This window comes from Periweissella beninensis (assembly GCF_016908275.1).
Lineage (GTDB): Bacteria > Bacillota > Bacilli > Lactobacillales > Lactobacillaceae > Periweissella > Periweissella beninensis.
This window is the reverse complement of sequence record NZ_JAFBDN010000030.1, coordinates 1-16,998: the sequence shown is the minus strand read 5'-3', so window position 1 is coordinate 16,998 and position 16,998 is coordinate 1. Positions and strand designations below refer to the sequence as shown.

At 39.1% G+C, this 16,998-nt stretch carries 10 protein-coding genes, 6 tRNA genes and 1 pseudogene; 2 read left to right on the top strand and 15 right to left on the bottom strand.

Going from position 1 to position 16,998, the window contains the following annotated elements; all coding sequences use genetic code 11:
• Positions 1-153: 153 nt before the first annotated feature.
• From fusA to rpsL, 3 genes are all read right to left on the bottom strand, one after another.
• A complete protein-coding gene (fusA, locus tag JOC59_RS08270; protein WP_205144298.1) occupies positions 154-2,268 on the bottom strand; it encodes an elongation factor G in 2,115 nt (704 codons plus the stop codon).
• Positions 2,269-2,349: 81 nt separating this feature from the next.
• Entirely contained in the window at positions 2,350-2,820 is a 471-nt protein-coding gene (rpsG, locus tag JOC59_RS08265; RefSeq protein WP_205144297.1) for a 30S ribosomal protein S7, read from the bottom strand.
• An 18-nt stretch (positions 2,821-2,838) separates the two neighbouring features.
• Positions 2,839-3,252: a 30S ribosomal protein S12 gene (gene rpsL / locus JOC59_RS08260; protein ID WP_205144296.1), complete on the bottom strand. Its 414-nt coding sequence runs from the start codon at positions 3,250-3,252 to the stop codon at positions 2,839-2,841.
• Between the two features lie 332 nt (positions 3,253-3,584).
• Between rpsL and JOC59_RS09440 the strand changes: the two genes are divergently transcribed.
• The gene (locus JOC59_RS09440) at positions 3,585-4,253 is read left to right on the top strand and encodes a prepilin peptidase (RefSeq protein WP_205144295.1); all 669 of its coding nucleotides are present in this window, start codon (positions 3,585-3,587) and stop codon (positions 4,251-4,253) included.
• A 69-nt stretch (positions 4,254-4,322) separates the two neighbouring features.
• On the opposite strand, the gene rpoC is transcribed toward JOC59_RS09440, so the two are convergent.
• From rpoC to JOC59_RS08225, 6 genes are all read right to left on the bottom strand, one after another.
• Positions 4,323-7,970, bottom strand: coding sequence for a DNA-directed RNA polymerase subunit beta' (gene rpoC, locus JOC59_RS08250; RefSeq protein WP_205144294.1), 3,648 nt, complete (start codon positions 7,968-7,970; stop codon positions 4,323-4,325).
• An 18-nt stretch (positions 7,971-7,988) separates the two neighbouring features.
• On the bottom strand, positions 7,989-11,567 hold the full coding sequence (gene rpoB / locus JOC59_RS08245) for a DNA-directed RNA polymerase subunit beta (protein ID WP_205144293.1): 3,579 nt from the start codon (positions 11,565-11,567) through the stop codon (positions 7,989-7,991).
• A gap of 274 nt (positions 11,568-11,841) precedes the next feature.
• Complete coding sequence (locus JOC59_RS08240; protein ID WP_205144292.1) at positions 11,842-14,322, bottom strand: ATP-dependent Clp protease ATP-binding subunit; 2,481 nt, start codon at positions 14,320-14,322, stop codon at positions 11,842-11,844.
• Between the two features lie 21 nt (positions 14,323-14,343).
• Positions 14,344-14,811 carry a CtsR family transcriptional regulator gene (locus JOC59_RS08235; protein WP_205144299.1) on the bottom strand — a complete coding sequence of 156 codons (468 nt, stop codon included), beginning with the start codon at positions 14,809-14,811 and terminating at the stop codon, positions 14,344-14,346.
• A gap of 184 nt (positions 14,812-14,995) precedes the next feature.
• Positions 14,996-15,229, bottom strand: coding sequence for a substrate-binding domain-containing protein (locus JOC59_RS08230; RefSeq protein ID WP_205144291.1), 234 nt, complete (start codon positions 15,227-15,229; stop codon positions 14,996-14,998).
• Positions 15,223-15,423, bottom strand: a complete 201-nt coding sequence (locus JOC59_RS08225; RefSeq protein WP_205144290.1) for a type 1 periplasmic-binding domain-containing protein — start codon at positions 15,421-15,423, stop codon at positions 15,223-15,225. The genes JOC59_RS08230 and JOC59_RS08225 overlap by 7 nt, the downstream gene beginning before the upstream one ends.
• 27 nt (positions 15,424-15,450) lie before the next feature.
• Between JOC59_RS08225 and JOC59_RS08220 the strand changes: the two are divergent.
• Positions 15,451-15,915: pseudogene (locus tag JOC59_RS08220) on the top strand (MFS transporter); the annotation flags it as partial.
• A gap of 172 nt (positions 15,916-16,087) precedes the next feature.
• Here the strand turns inward: JOC59_RS08220 and JOC59_RS08215 are convergent.
• From JOC59_RS08215 to JOC59_RS08190, 6 genes are all read right to left on the bottom strand, one after another.
• Positions 16,088-16,160: transfer RNA gene (locus JOC59_RS08215), tRNA-Thr, on the bottom strand.
• Positions 16,161-16,228: 68 nt separating this feature from the next.
• Positions 16,229-16,302, bottom strand: a tRNA-Pro gene (locus JOC59_RS08210).
• Positions 16,303-16,329: 27 nt separating this feature from the next.
• A tRNA-Arg gene (locus JOC59_RS08205) sits at positions 16,330-16,403 on the bottom strand.
• Between the two features lie 9 nt (positions 16,404-16,412).
• Positions 16,413-16,484: transfer RNA gene (locus JOC59_RS08200), tRNA-Gly, on the bottom strand.
• A 28-nt stretch (positions 16,485-16,512) separates the two neighbouring features.
• Positions 16,513-16,585, bottom strand: a tRNA-Thr gene (locus JOC59_RS08195).
• Positions 16,586-16,602: 17 nt separating this feature from the next.
• A tRNA-Leu gene (locus JOC59_RS08190) sits at positions 16,603-16,684 on the bottom strand.
• Between the last annotated feature and the right edge of the window lie 314 nt (positions 16,685-16,998).

Sequence of the window (16,998 nt, the reverse complement as noted above, 5' to 3'; positions counted from 1 at the left end):
ATTACAAAAAAACAACTAATCCAAATTATGAATTAGTTGCTTAATAAATTAATTTAATTATTTAGTCTATCAGTACCATTTGACAAAGAGCCTATTTAATTATTAAAATCACTAAACAATAACTAGCTTAAACTGCTGTTTTAACAGTTTTGCTTAAGCATTCTTACCGCTCTTTTTAATAATTTCTTCTTGAACGTTCTTAGGAACTGATTCATAGTGATCAAATTTCATTTGGAACGTACCACGACCTTGCGTTGCTGAACGAAGTGTTGTAGCGTAACCAAACATTTCTGACAATGGAACCTTCGCGTGTAACATCATTACGTTACCACGAGTTTCTTGCCCTTCAACTAATCCACGACGAGCTGAAACGTGTCCCATAACATCACCTAAGTTATCTTCTGGTACAACGATATCAACTTGCATAATTGGTTCAAGAATTACGGCACCAGCTTCTTTAGCTGCGTTACGTAATGAAAGTGAAGCGGCAATCTTAAAGGCAGCTTCAGATGAATCGACATCGTGATATGATCCATCGTATAACTTAGCCTTCAAATCAACTAATGGATAACCAGCTAATGGTCCAGCATTCATTGATTCTTTCAAACCTTGTTCAACAGAACCGATGTATTCACGAGGCACAACCCCACCAACGATAGCATCTTCAAATTCGAAACCTGCTCCTTCTTCATTAGGAGTAAATTCAATCCAAACATCACCATATTGACCTTTACCACCAGATTGACGCTTGAAGAATCCACGTGATTGCACAGTCTTAGTAAATGCTTCACGATAAGCAACTTGAGGCGCACCAACAGTTGCTTCAACATTAAATTCACGACGCATCCGGTCAACAATGATATCTAAGTGTAATTCACCCATTCCTGAAATCAAAGTGTCACCAGTTTCTTGGTTCGTTTCAGCACGGAATGATGGATCTTCTTCAGCTAACTTTTGAAGCGCATTACTCATCTTATCTTGGTCAGCCTTAGTCTTAGGTTCGATTGCTAATTGGATAACTGGTTCTGGGAATTCCATTGATTCAAGAATTAATGGGCGATCAACCGCAGTTAATGAATCACCAGTAGTAGTATCTTTCAAACCGATAGCGGCTGCGATATCACCTGAGAATACTTCATCAATTTCAGTCCGGTTAGTAGCATGCATTTGAAGCAAACGACCAACACGTTCACGTTTACCCTTAGTAGTGTTCAATACGTATGAACCTGATTCTAATGTACCAGTATATACACGGATAAATGTTAAACGACCAACGAATGGATCAGTCATAACCTTAAATGCTAACGCAGCAAATGGCTTAGTGTCATCGGCAATCAAGTCAACTTCTTCTTCAGTATCAGGATCAGTTGAAACATATGGTTTAACATCAAGTGGTGATGGTAAGTAGTCAACAACCGCATCAAGCATCATTTGAACACCCTTATCTTTGTAGGCTGAACCTGCAAGGACTGGGTAGAATTCTAAGTTCAAAGTAGCTTGCCGAATCGCAGCTTTTAAATCAGCAATTGAAATTTCTTCACCTTCAAGGTATTTTTCCATGATACCTTCATTAACATCAGCAATTGCTTCAATTAATTCAGCATGTTTTTCTTCTGCTAATTCTTGGTAGTCAGCAGGAATTTCACGCATTTCCCATTTTTCACCAAGTTCATCAACTGGATATTCTGCTTTCATTTCAAGTAAGTCAATAATCGCTTCAAAATCATCTTCAGCACCAATTGGCCATTGAACAGCCTTAGCATTTGCTTGAAGACGATCAGCTAAAGAATCAACTGACATTTGGAAGTCAGCACCCAATTTATCCATCTTGTTAACAAAAACAACCCGTGGAACGTTATATGTTGTAGCTTGACGCCAAACTGTTTCAGTTTGTGGTTCAACCCCAGCAGCCCCATCTAAAACGGCAACAGCTCCATCAAGCACACGCAATGAACGTTCAACTTCAATCGTAAAGTCCACGTGTCCTGGTGTATCAATGATGTTAACACGGTATGGGTTCTTGCTAAATTGATCATGGAAACCATGCCAAACAGCAGTTGTAGCGGCTGATTGGATAGTAATTCCACGTTCTTTTTCTTGATCCATGAAATCCATTTGTGAAGCTCCATCATGAGTTTCACCGATTTTGTGAATCTTACCTGTGTAGTATAAAACACGTTCAGTAGTTGTTGTTTTACCAGCATCAATGTGCGCCATGATACCGATGTTACGTGTATTTTCGAGCGGATATTCACGCTTCTTAGCCATGATTGTATTTCTCCTCTAAAAATTCTTTAGATATATATGACAAAATTGACTATCGAAAATAGATAGTCAATTTTTAAAATGTTACCAACGGTAGTGTGCAAAGGCACGGTTAGCTTCAGCCATTTTGTGAGTATCTTCACGTTTCTTAACAGCTGCACCGGTGTTATTTGCGGCATCCATAATTTCCTTGGCAAGCCGTTCGTCCATTGTGTGTTCCCCACGTAAACGAGCGTAGCTTACTAACCAACGAAGACCAAGAGTAGTCCGACGATCTGGACGTACTTCGATAGGAACTTGGTAGTTAGAACCACCAACCCGACGAGCCTTAACTTCAAGGACAGGCATGATGTTGTTCATAGCTTCTTCGAAAACTTCCAATGGATCATTACCAGTAGTAGCTTTAATACGATCAAAAGCTGAGTATAAAATTGTTGAAGCAGTTCCACGCTTACCATCTAACATAAGACGGTTGATTAAGCGAGAAACAAGTTTTGAATTATAAATTGGATCGGGCAATACTTCGGCCCGTTTTGTATAACCTTTACGTGGCATTATTCGTTACCCTCCTTCTTACTTTTTAGGTTTCTTAGTACCGTATTTAGAACGGCCTTGACGACGGTTGTCAACACCAGCAGTATCTAAAGCACCACGGATGATGTGGTAACGAACCCCTGGTAAATCTTTTACACGACCACCACGGATCAATACAACTGAGTGTTCTTGTAAGTTGTGACCTTCACCAGGAATGTAGGCAGTAACTTCAAACAAGTTTGAAAGACGAACACGAGCATACTTACGTAAAGCTGAGTTAGGCTTCTTAGGAGTCATTGTACCCACACGGGTAGCAACCCCACGTTTTTGTGGAGCAGGTGTGTTAGTTTGAACTTTCTTTTGGCTATTGTAACCAAAGTTCAAGGCAGGTGATTTAGATTTAGTTGTCCGGCTCTTACGACCTGAACGAACCAATTGATTAATTGTAGGCATCTAAATTAACATTCCTTTCGATTTATTGTTTTTTTAATTTATTTTAAGTCCACACATCCAGGAGTGTCATTTTTAATGATAAAAAAATGAACATTCGGTTGCATGTTCGCTGATGGCCTCCTTAACGGCAGTCAGCACGCCTATAGTTATAAAATAACCACAGCAAAACTGTCCTGTAAAAAAGCACATTGATAAATATATCATGAATCTATATTTTAGTCAACTCCTTTTAATCCAACATTGAGACATAATTATCCTTTACTTAGTTAATAGTTTTCTCACCTATTTTAGCCGTATTATATTTCTAAATTAATTTAAGGAGTTCTTTAAACATGCTTAATTTTATCATTGGTAGTTGTATCGCTTCTTTTTGTAGTTGTTTAGCGGAACGATTACTAATTAATGAAAATCTCTTTACACGATCGCATTGCGCCACATGTCACCATCAACTAGCTTGGTATAACCTCATTCCTATTATTAGTTATTGTTTGCAAAACGGACTTTGTTCATATTGTCAAACTAAAATTCCTAAACATCTAATTCTTGTTGAAATATTTGGTGGTCTTTCCTTAATGTTATTTGCTCACCAAATGATGTTACTTTGGTTGTTATTTTCTTTTATTTTTTTGAGCGTCCAAGATTATTTAACCCAAACGATTAATATTTGGTTGGCTTGGTTAACCTGCTTAATTAGTTTACTGCAACTAAATTACCATCCGCAAACTGCTTGGCTTTTTTGGAGCCTAAGCACCTTTTGTTTAAGTAGTTTATTATTCCTTTTTATCAAACAACAGTGGTTAGGCAGTGGTGATTTCCCAATTATTTTAACATTGTGGTTTAGCCTATCCCTCAAAGATTTTAGTCTTTGTCTAATGATTGCCAGTTGCTGCGCGATTTTAGTTCTCTTCTTTTTTAAACTTAAAGTTATTCCTTTAATCCCCTTTTTAACCTTGGGCTATTGGTTAGTTAATATATTGCCGCAAGTAATTAATCCACAATAAAAATAAGCTGGAATAGACCAACTTAACCACAGTTAGTTTATTCTAGCTTATTTTCTCATATTAATAGTCTTAATTTGATTCTGCTTCCATTTGTTTTTCAATATCAGCAATTGAATAAACACCTTCAGCAGTAGCCACCGGAGCAGCCACAGTCTTTGATTGAATGTCACGGTATTGTTGCATACCAGTACCAGCAGGAATAATCTTACCGATAATAACATTTTCTTTAAGACCAATCAATGGATCGTTTTTACCGCGAATAGCAGCATCGGTCAATACCCGTGTCGTTTCTTGGAATGAAGCAGCAGATAAGAAACTATTTGTTTCCAATGAGGCTTTAGTAATTCCAAGTAACACTGGACGTGCAGTCGCTGGAATGCCACCACTAACAACCGTTGATCCAACTGCTTCTTTAAAGTCACTAATATCCATTAACGTTCCTGGTAATAAATCAGTATCACCTGGATCCATAATCCGTACTTTACGAAGCATTTGTCGGGCCATAACTTCCACGTGTTTATCTGAAATTTCAACCCCTTGTAGACGGTAAACTTTCTGAATTTCACGGAGAATATAGTTTTCAGTAGAAAGAACATCTCGTACTTGAATCAAGTGTTTAGGATCAACTGACCCTTCATTCAAGGCATCACCACGGTGGATATGATCTCCCTCAGCAACGCGCATACGCGCAGCCAATGGTAACGTATATGTCCGTGTATCAGTTTTACCCTGAATTGTAACTTCCTTCGTCCGTTCAGCTGGATTTTCTTCAATTGACTCGATTATTCCAGTCACTTCAGTAATTTCAGCACGTCCTTTAGGGTTACGTGATTCAAAGATTTCTTGCACACGAGGTAGCCCTTGCGTAATATCATCCCCGGCAACCCCACCGGTATGGAAGTTACGCATTGTCAATTGTGTACCAGGTTCACCAATTGATTGTGCAGCAACAGTCCCAACTGCTTCACCAACTTCAACTTCATCACCTGTCGCCATATTCCGACCATAACAACGTTCGCAGACCCCGTGTTTAGTGTTACAAGTAAATGCTGAACGAATCGTAACTAATTCGATACCCGCTTCAACAATCGCTTTAGCAGCATCTTCTTTAATCATATCGTTTGCCCGCACAATCACTACACCAGTTTCCGGATGCTTAATAGACTTCATAGCATAACGACCTAAAATACGATCATATAATGACTCAATAATTTCATTACCTTCACGAATCACCGTCACATCAAGGCCACGATCGGTTCCACAGTCAACTTCACGAATGATAACATCTTGTGCCACATCAACTAACCGACGTGTTAGGTAACCTGAATCGGCCGTTTTTAGGGCTGTATCAGTCATCCCTTTACGAGCTCCGTGTGTAGAAATAAACATTTCCAACACAGAAAGGCCTTCACGGAAGTTGGCAATAATTGGTAATTCCATAATTCGACCATTAGGTGCCGCCATCAAACCACGCATTCCGGCAAGTTGCGTAAAGTTAGAAATATTCCCACGAGCTCCTGAGTCTGACATCATAAAGATTGGATTATTAGAGTCAAAGCCTTCAATCAGTTTTTGTTGAATCTTATCTTTAGCAGTGTTCCAAATTGCAATAACCCGTTCATAACGTTCATCATCAGTAATTAAGCCTCGACGGAACTGCTTAGTAACCACCGCTACTTGTTGGTGCGCTTCATCGACGATATCACCTTTTTCCTTAAGCTCCGTAACATCAGCAGCTCCCACTGTTAAACCAGAAATCGTTGATTTTTCATATCCAAGATCCTTCATCCGGTCAAGTAGTAATGATGTTTCCGTTACTTTATAGCGCTTATAAACTTCGGCAATAACATCTGATAAGAAGCCTTTTTTAAATGGCGCAACGACTGGTTGATTTTTAAGATATTCTCTCAAATCAGTTCCTGGTTCAATAAAGAACTCACTAGCAACACCTTGGGTTAACGCCGTTTCAGTTGGTTCATTTAAGTAGAAGAAATCTTTTGGTAAAATGCTGTTAAAGATTAATTTACCAACAGTTGTCACCAAGACTTTTTCTCGTTGTTCAGCTGTAAATGGTTTAGCAGCATCAAAACTTGCTGTCTGTACACCAATTCGTGAATGCCAATGAACATATTTGTTCTGATAAGCAATTTGAGCTTCGTTCAGATCTTTAAAGATCATTCCTTCACCCTCACGACCAGCTTCTTCAGTCGTTAAGTAATAGTTACCAATAACCATATCTTGTGAAGGGGCCACGATTGGCTTACCATCTTTAGGCGCCAAAATGTGACCAGCTGCCAACATCAAAATCCGTGCTTCAGCTTGCGCTTCATCTGACAATGGTACGTGGATGGCCATTTGGTCACCATCAAAATCGGCATTATATGCTTCCGTAACTAGTGGGTGCAACCGCATTGCCTTACCTGAAACCAAGACAGGTTCAAAAGCTTGAATTCCCAATCGGTGCAAAGTAGGTGCCCGGTTTAAGAGCACTGGATGTTCTTTAATAACATCTTCTAACACATCCATTACATCATCATCACGACGATCAATTTTACGCTTAGCATTCTTAATATTTGATGCCAATTGTCGCGCCACTAATTCTTTCATGATAAATGGTTTAAATAATTCCAAGGCCATTTGGCGTGGTAAACCCATTTGATTCATTTTTAAGAAAGGACCAACATCAATAACTGAACGACCAGAGTAATCAACCCGCTTACCAAGCAAGTTTTGTCGGAACCGTCCTTGCTTACCTTTCAACATATGTGAAAGTGACTTAAGTGGCCGGTTACCAGGGCCAGCGACCGGACGACCGCGACGACCATTATCAATCAATGCATCAACCGCTTCTTGTAACATCCGCTTTTCATTTTGAACAATAATCCCTGGAGCATGTAAATCTAATAATCGTTTCAAACGATTATTACGATTAATTACCCGACGGTATAAATCATTTAAATCAGATGTTGCGAAACGGCCACCTTCAAGTTGGACCATTGGTCGTAAATCAGGTGGAATAACCGGAATGACATCCATTACCATCCATTCGGGTGAATTACCTGATTTTAAGAATGCTTCAATAATGTCTAGTCGCCGGACTGCTCGTGTCCGTTTTTGACCTGACGCTTCGCGCAACTCAGCTTTTAATTGTTCTGCTTCTTTTGCTAAATCAACATCAGCTAGTAATGTTTGGACTGCTTCAGCACCCATTGCAGCGCTAAATTCATTACCATATTCAGCTTTGAGTTCACGGTATTCCCGTTCTGATAATAATTGTTTCTTTTCAAGTGGTGTATTACCAGCTTCAGTAACAACATATGATGCAAAGTAGATAACTTCTTCTAACGAGCGTGGACTCATGTCAAGTACTAAGCCCATCCGTGAAGGAATCCCTTTGAAATACCAAATATGGGTTACTGGGGCTGCTAATTCAATATGTCCCATCCGCTCACGTCGTACCTTGGCACGAGTTACTTCAACACCACAACGGTCACAAACAATCCCCTTATAACGAATCCGCTTGTACTTACCACAAGCACATTCCCAATCCTTAGTAGGTCCAAAAATTCGTTCATCAAAAAGTCCATCTTTTTCAGGTTTTAATGTTCGATAATTGATTGTTTCCGGTTTTTTGACTTCACCATAAGACCAGCTACGAATCTTATCTGGCGATGCCAACCCGATTTGCATGCTTTCAAACTTATTAACATCAATCAAAGGATTGACCACCTTTCATTATTCTTGTTCAACAGTTGCAGTTGGTTCCGATGGCGTCTCTGTTCCAGTTGGATGTTCAGCAGCGTATTTAGCTAAGGCATCAACGTTTACCACATCATCGTCATCTTCATCCATATCACGTAATTCAATTTCTTGTTTGCTACTATCCAGCACCTTCATATCAAGTCCTAATGCTTGTAATTCTTTAACAAGCACACGGAATGATTCAGGAACACCTGGTTTTGGAATTGGTTCACCCTTAACGATGGCTTCATAAGTCTTAACCCGACCAACAACGTCATCTGATTTATACGTTAAGATCTCTTGTAATGTATAAGCAGCTCCATATGCTTCAAGTGCCCATACTTCCATTTCCCCAAATCTTTGACCACCAAATTGAGCTTTACCACCAAGTGGTTGTTGGGTAACTAATGAGTAAGGTCCGATTGAACGAGCGTGAATCTTATCATCAACCATGTGGGCCAACTTCATGTAGTGCATTGTTCCAACGGCAATTCGGTTATCAAAGGCTTCACCAGTTCGACCATCATATAGTACTGTTTTACCATCAGCAGGTAGACCAGCTTCACGCACAGCATCCCAGATATCCTTATCTGACGCACCATCAAATACAGGTGATGCCATATGAATACCAAGCGTCCGCGCTGCCATTCCTAAGTGTAATTCCAATACTTGACCAATGTTCATCCGTGAAGGCACACCCATTGGTGAAAGCATAATATCAATTGGTGTCCCATCTGGCATATAAGGCATATCTTCGGAAGGCACTACAATTGAAACAGTCCCCTTGTTTCCGTGACGTCCCGCCATCTTATCACCAACTTGGATTTTCCGTTTTTGGGCAATATAAACTCGTACCATCATGTTGACACCAGGTGCCAATTCATCACCGTTTTCACGAGTAAAGATCTTAACATCTTGCACAACACCGCCACCACCATGTGGTACCCGTAGAGAAGTATCACGTACTTCACGGGCTTTTTCACCAAAGATAGCATGTAAAAGACGTTCTTCAGCTGATAATTCAGTAACTCCCTTAGGTGTTACCTTACCAACCAAGATATCGCCATCTTCAACCTCAGCACCAATTCGAATAATTCCCATGGCATCAAGGTCTTTTAATTGATCTTCACCAACGTTAGGAATCTCACGAGTCATTTCTTCAGGTCCCAATTTAGTATCCCGGGCTTCTGATTCAAACTCTTCGATATGAATTGATGTGTAGACATCTTCACGAATTAAACGTTCATTTAAGATAATCGCATCTTCAAAGTTATAACCCTTCCAAGTCATGAAGGCAATCAATGGGTTTTGCCCAAGCGCTAATTCACCCATTTCCATTGATGGACCATCCGCAAGCACTTCATCAGCCTCAATATGTTCACCAACTTTAACAATTGGCCGTTGATTATAGTTTTTACCTGAATTTGAACGACGGAATTTCATTAATTTGTACTTATCTAATGAACCATCCTCACGGCGAATTCGGATTTCACGACCATCAACATATTCAATCTCACCAGAATGTTTTGCTAATAATGCAACCCCTGAGTCATGGGCAGCCTTATATTCAATCCCGGTTCCAACAAGTGGTGCATGAGGGTTTAGCAATGGCACTGCTTGCCGTTGCATATTGGCACCCATCAAGGCTCGGTTAGAATCATCGTTTTCCAAGAAAGGAATGTTAGCAGTGGCAACCGCAACTACTTGTTTAGGCGAAACGTCCATGTAATCAATGTTATCAACTGAAGTTTCAATATTATCATCAGCTGAACGAGCCATAACTTCATCATTGACAAATGAACCATCATCGTTCAATGGAGTGTTAGCTTGTGCAATAACAAAATTATCTTCTTCATCAGCAGTTAAGTAATCAATCTTTTCGGTTACCTTGTGTGTTTCCCATGAAACACGGCGATATGGTGTTTCGACGAAGCCATAACGGTTTACCTTCGCATATGATGATAATGAGTTAATCAAACCAATATTGGGACCTTCAGGCGTTTCAATTGGGCACATCCGGCCATAGTGTGTATAGTGCACGTCTCGCACTTCATATCCGGCCCGATCACGGGTCAACCCACCAGGCCCTAAAGCTGATAAGCGCCGTTTGTGGGATAATTCTCCAAGTGGGTTCGTTTGATCCATGAATTGTGATAATTGTGATGAACCAAAGAATTCCTTAATTGAAGCTACCACTGGTCGAATATTAATTAATTGTTGTGGTGTTACTGTATCTGCATCTTGAATTGACATTCTTTCACGAACAACTCGTTCCATCCGTGATAATCCAATTCTAAATTGATTTTGCAATAATTCCCCAACTGAACGAATCCGTCGGTTTCCTAAATGATCGATATCATCAGTTGCGCCTAAACCTTCACGTAAGTTAAAGAAATAATTCATTGATGCAATGATATCTGCAGGTGTTACTGTGCGTGTTTCAGGACCAATGTGGCCATTGCCAATCACTAATAATTCCTTTTCTGGATCATTTGGTGATTCAACCTTAATTGTTTGGACAGTCATTGGTTCAGTAACTACCGCATCTTCAGTTGGATAGTAAGTTACTGTTTTAAAGTCGGGTTGATCTAAGTAGTCAGCTAGTGTGGCCATAACACTTTTATCAATTTTCGTTCCCTTAGCAGCAATAACTTCACCAGTCTCTGGATCAGCCAATGTTTCTGCTAATGTAGTCCCTAACAATCGAGTCTTTAAGTTTAATTTTTTATTAACTTTATACCGACCCACAGGTGCTAAATCATAGCGCTTAGCATCAAAGAAACGTGCAGTTAAAAGTGAACGTGATGAATCAGCCGTTTTTGGTTCACCTGGGCGTAGCCGTTCATAGATATCTTTTAATGCTTCTTCAGTTCGACTATCTGAAGTATCTTTGTGCACATCTTTTTCCAATGTCAACATTAATGAATCATATGATGAACCAAAGATATCCAATACATCACTATCAGATGCATAACCCAACGCACGAACTAATTCAGTCAATGGAATCTTACGTGTTCGATCAATCCGCACATAAGCAATATCCTTTGCATCTGTTTCAAATTCCAACCATGCTCCACGGTTAGGAATAACTGTGGTTCCATAACTAGGCCGACCATTTTTGTCTAGTTCTTCATTAAAGTAAACCCCTGGTGAACGAACCAATTGCGAAACAATAACCCGTTCTGCCCCGTTAATAATGAAAGTTCCTTGATCAGTCATTAATGGGAAGTCACCAAAGAATACATCTTGTGATTTAATTTCACCAGTTTCGTTATTAATCAAACGCAAAGTAACATGGAGTGGTGCAGAGTAGTTTGCATCATGCTCACGTGCTTCTTCAACTGTATATTTAGGTTCCATTAACTTATAGTCAACAAATTCCAATGATAATTTACCTTGAAAATCTTGAATTGGTAAAATATCATTAAACATTTCCCGTAAACCTTCATCCAAGAACCATTGATATGAATCTGTTTGAATTTCAATCAAGTTAGGCAAATCAAGAATTTCCTTGATTCGCGCATAACTACGACGGGTACGACGTTTACCGTTTTGAATTAAATGCCATGCCAAAATTGGTCACCTCATCTCAAATTTTTGCCCTACGTTTAGCTTCGAAAAGATTACATTTAGATTAAATTTTAAAATGTCCTCGCCTTCAAGGCATAAAAAAGACAACTTGCGTCTTTTTCCGAAAACGCAGTTGTCTCAATATACAGGAGATTGCGGACAATATTTCGCAATTTCCATTTTTATTCGTAGTTTATACATATACTATGATACTAAAAATACAACTTTTTTGCAAGGAACTCTTGACATTTTGTCAAAAAAGATTTAAGCACTACCCTTACTTATTTACTATTAATGGTTTTATCGTTAATTTGATTTGCCCTTTCGAAGCACCAATTGTCACTTCATCGTTAACTGCAATATGGCCTTTTAACAATTCTTCACTTAATAGATCTTCAATCTTAGTTTGTAATGCACGGCGTATTGGTCGCGCCCCATATTCGAGTTCAAAACCAGCTTTGGCAATTACATCAATAGCACTTGGCGTAATTTTCATTGTAATTTCTTGTTCCGCCATTCGTTTAATTATTGAGTTTGCCATCAACTTAACAATTTGGTGTAGTTCTTCTTTAGCTAAACTATGGAAGACAACAATTTCGTCTAATCGATTAATAAATTCTGGTCGGAATTGTTCTTTTAAAGTTTCTCTAATTTTTGCTGCCATCGCATCATAGTTAGCACTAGTTGCTTGTGCGCCAAAGCCCATTGTTTTCTCATCTCGTAACCGTGTTGCCCCAAGATTTGAAGTCATAATAATAATTGTATTACTAAAGTCAATTTTCCGCCCTTTAGCATCTGTTAAGTAGCCATCATCAAAAACTTGTAATAACAAGTTAAAGATGTCCGGATGCGCTTTTTCAGCTTCATCTAATAAAATTACTGCGTATGGATTACGGCGTACTTTTTCCGTTAATTGGCCCCCTTCATCAAAGCCAACGTACCCTGGTGCCGCACCAACTAAGCGACTCATTGAGTACTTTTCCATATATTCAGACATATCAATCCGAATCATATTATCTTCTGAACCAAACATACTTGCGGCCAATGCCTTGGCAAGCTCCGTTTTACCAACACCCGTAGGTCCTAAAAACATAAATGTTCCAATTGGCTTATTAGGCTCCTTCAACCCAGAATGGGCTCGTCTTAAGGCGCGGGCGATGGCTGAAACAGCTTCTTTTTGACCAACTACGCGCTTGTGTAGTTCTTTTTCAAGATTAATCAAGCGTTCCTGATCACTTTTTTGCATTTGCGTGACCGGCACCCCAGTCCAATCAGCAACAACACTAGCGATATCATTAGCCGTCACCTTTAATGCTTGCGCATGTTTATTTGCCAATTCGTTTGCTAGTTGTGTTTCCGCAATCGTCTTTTCTAGTTCCAGACTTTGTGTCCGAAAATAGGCTGCTTTTTCATAGTCATGCGCTTGTAGCGCTTGCTCTTTACTATTATTTACTACTGTCAACCGCTCAATTAGTTGATTTAATTTGACTTGTGCTACTTTATCAACGGCATTAATTCGGACCTTTGCACTTGCTTCATCAATTAAGTCAATCGCTTTATCTGGCAAAAAGCGGTCAGTTATATAACGATCTGAGAGTTTAACTGCCGTCGTAATTGCTGCTGGTAATATTGTTAAATGATGGTGTTTTTCATAACGCTCTTTTAATCCCATCAAAATAGCTTGGGCTTCCTCAAGGGTCGGTTCATTAACTTTAACTGTGGCAAAACGCCTTTCTAGTGCTGCATCGGTTTCGATATGCTTTTGATATTCATTAAGCGTTGTTGCTCCAATAATTTGAAGCGTTCCGCGCGCCAAAGCTGGTTTTAATAAATTAGAAGCATCAATCGCCCCTTCAGCACCACCAGCCCCAATTAAGGTATGTAATTCATCAATAAATAGAATAACTTTGCCATCTAATTTAACTTCATCAATAATTTTTTTGATACGCTCTTCAAATTCACCACGATACTTAGTTCCAGCAACTACAGTTCCCATATCTAAAACCATTAAGCGGTAATGTGCCAAATCATCAGGAACATCACCTGCCACCATCTTTTGTGCAAGCCCTTCAGCAATCGCGGTTTTCCCAACACCGGGTTCCCCAATCAATACGGGGTTATTTTTACTACGTCGACTCAAAATTTGAATCACTCTAGTAACCTCTTTATCACGACCAATAACCGGATCTAAGTCATGATTAGCAGCTTGTTGGGTTAAGTCTTCCGCCAAACTATCTAGCGTTGGTGTGTTGCTGTTCCCTACCTTGGCATTTGTCTTACTTTGTGTCCGCCACCGATTCTTTTTATCAGCATTCTCAATCCCCAGTTCATTCAAGATTCGATTACGTACATCAACTGTTTTTATATCTAAATCAGCTAAAATACGAGCTGCTAAATTGCTTTGATTTCGTGTTAAGGCTAGCAATAAGTGTTCCGTCCCAATTTGCCCATTTCCTAATTCATTGGCTTCTCGTACCGCGCCTTGCACTACATCAGCTGCTTTAGGTGAATATGGCAAATAAGATGCCCCTGCAACTGATTTCAACGTACCGTAACCAGTGTAGACTTCTATTTCTTTTTTAATTGTGTCAGCATTTGTCTTAAAATACTCCAAAACTCGTGAAGCGACCCCTTCATGTTCAATCGCCAACGCTAATAATAAATGTTCCGTGCCAACTGCCTGGTGCTTAAAAACCTTCGCTTGTTCTTGAGCATATAACAAAACATTATGGGCACTCTGTGTGTATTGATTTTCCATAAATCACACCTAGCCTTTCTTCTAATCTTCAAATCGCAATCGATTCAACACTCCTACCAATATCCGTGCTCGTAAGTTATTTTCTAATTTACGATCATTAAGTTGTAAAGTCTCCTTATCTAATGCCGCTAAAATTAAATTAGCTTCACGACGGGTTAGTAACTCATCAGCATACAAGCTTTGAATTACCGCGAAAGCATCGTGTTCACTAACACTATCACCAATTGCTGTCATCACCATCTTTAAGATTTGATCGTCACCAACCAAATTGACTTTAGCAATGCGAATATAACCACTACCACCACGTTTACTTTGGACTAAATAACCATTTTGAATGGTAAAACGTGTTTTAATTACGTAATTAATCTGTGAAGGGACAACATTAAATTGTTGAGCAATTTCAGCTCGTCGAATTTCAACATGCTCATTTTTATTGATAATCTCTTTTAAATATTTTTCTATAATATCAGAAACATTTTGCGCTTCCATCAACTAAATCATCTCCTTCCATCACAGGTAATTCACTTCTTAACTGACCAATACTGACTTACATTATGTCAGATAAACCCCTATTAGTGCAAGTAAATAAATTACAGCTAGATACTAAAAAGCTAGGATGGTTTTATTTTCAAATCAAAATCCTATCTTTTTATTTTATCTAGTATATCTTATTTTAATCATTTAGCGGTGGGTTTGTTACAGAAGCACGATAAACAATCCGTGGTGCATACACAACTGAGACTACTGTTTCATTGTTTAACTGTTTCATCAAGAGCTTAGCTGCATCAAACCCCATCTTATTTTTCATATGAACCATCGTTGTCAAACTAGGATTGGTGTATTGACTAAACTGATAATCATTAAACCCAACTAATGAAATATCTTCCGGAATTTTTAAATCTAACATTGAATAATATTCATCACCTTGATTGCCATTTCATCATTATACATCGCAATTGCTGTGGGATGATTCTTTGAATTTAGGATTTTTTCATGCCCTTGCTTAATTAAATATTCAATTAACATATTTTCCGCTGATTTATCATCCATTTCCAAATAAGGAAATGTAAATTTATCATAATGTGAATTGATAAATACCACTGGAATATTCCGCCTCTTTATTTCCATTTAGTAATCGCTGATAAATTTAACCGACGCACCTTATTGACCGTTGGCGGTGCTGTAATGGGGCTATCATTTATTCTGCCAGCTATCATTAATCCCTTACTCGGTTCCCATGCTAATCCCATGATGATTGTTGGTTTCTTGTGTGTCTATGTAGCTTTTTATTCTTGCACTTGGGCGCCATTAACTTGGGTTTTAGTTGGCGAAATCTTCCCTCTCTCAATTCGTGGACGTGCCTCTGGCTTAGCTTCTTCCTTTAACTGGATTGGATCATTCGCCGTTGGTTTACTATTCCCGATCATGACAGCATCAATGCCACAAGAAGTCGTCTTTGCTATTTTTGGTATTATCTGTTTTCTCGGAGTCGTCTTCATTCGTTTCTGTGTGCCAGAAACAAAAGGTCGTACTCTTGAAGAAATTGAAATACAAGGGGCAACTCATAGTAACACCACCCCTGTCACTCATTAATATTATTTTTTAAACAGTTATACTACGAGTTGATAAACCTAAGACAAAAACCAGCTAATTTAAAATCAAATTAGCTGGTTTTTGTCTTTTAAATATTCATCATTTTATTTTGAGTAGCCGTAAAACTCAATATATAAAAAGCCTGAGATAAAATCTCAGGCTTTTTATTTACTGCCGACTAGAGGATTCGAACCTCCGACCCCATCATTACTAGTGATGTGCTCTGCCAACTGAGCTAAGTCGGCGTGCTCAACTGAATTGAGGAAATAAAATTAATTAACGGTTTATCCAACAGCATCAACTAATTTTCATATCGGGAAGACAGGATTCGAACCTGCGACCCCCTGGTCCCAAACCAGGTGCTCTACCAAGCTGAGCTACTTCCCGTTAACTATTTTCATAAACAGTTTTTAATGCACCTAGCAGGAGTCGAACCTGCAACCTTCTGATTCGTAGTCAGACACTCTATCCAATTGCGCTATAGGTGCAAAATAAAAAGCGAAAGACGGGATTCGAACCCGCGACCCCCACCATGGCAAGGTGATGTTCTACCACTGAACTACTTTCGCATAAACATAGTTGTCAAACAACTAGGCATGCCGACTAGAGGATTCGAACCTCCGACCCCATCATTACTAGTGATGTGCTCTGCCAACTGAGCTAAGTCGGCGTGTCTAAAGACAAAAATGCGGATGAAGGGATTCGAACCCCCACGCCATAAGACACTGGAACCTAAATCCAGCGCGTCTGCCAGTTCCGCCACATCCGCATGTGTTATGTTCTTAAACAACTATTTAATAATACCGCCTATCAGTTAGTTCGTCAATATATTTTTTAAGTTTTTCTTAGTTTTTTTATTTTTAACTTCCGTTTAACTAAATTAGCTAATATACCGCATCATTGGCTTCTAACACAACTAAGCTATGCGCATTTTTTGTGACAATAACCATTCTTAAGAAACCAAATCATCCCATATAAGCTAAAAAAGGGGTCTACACTTTTTGGTACTGATAGACATGACGTCGTCATGTTAATCGGTATCTTTTTTTCTTGCATTTTGTAAAAAAAGGTGTAAAAAAAGAG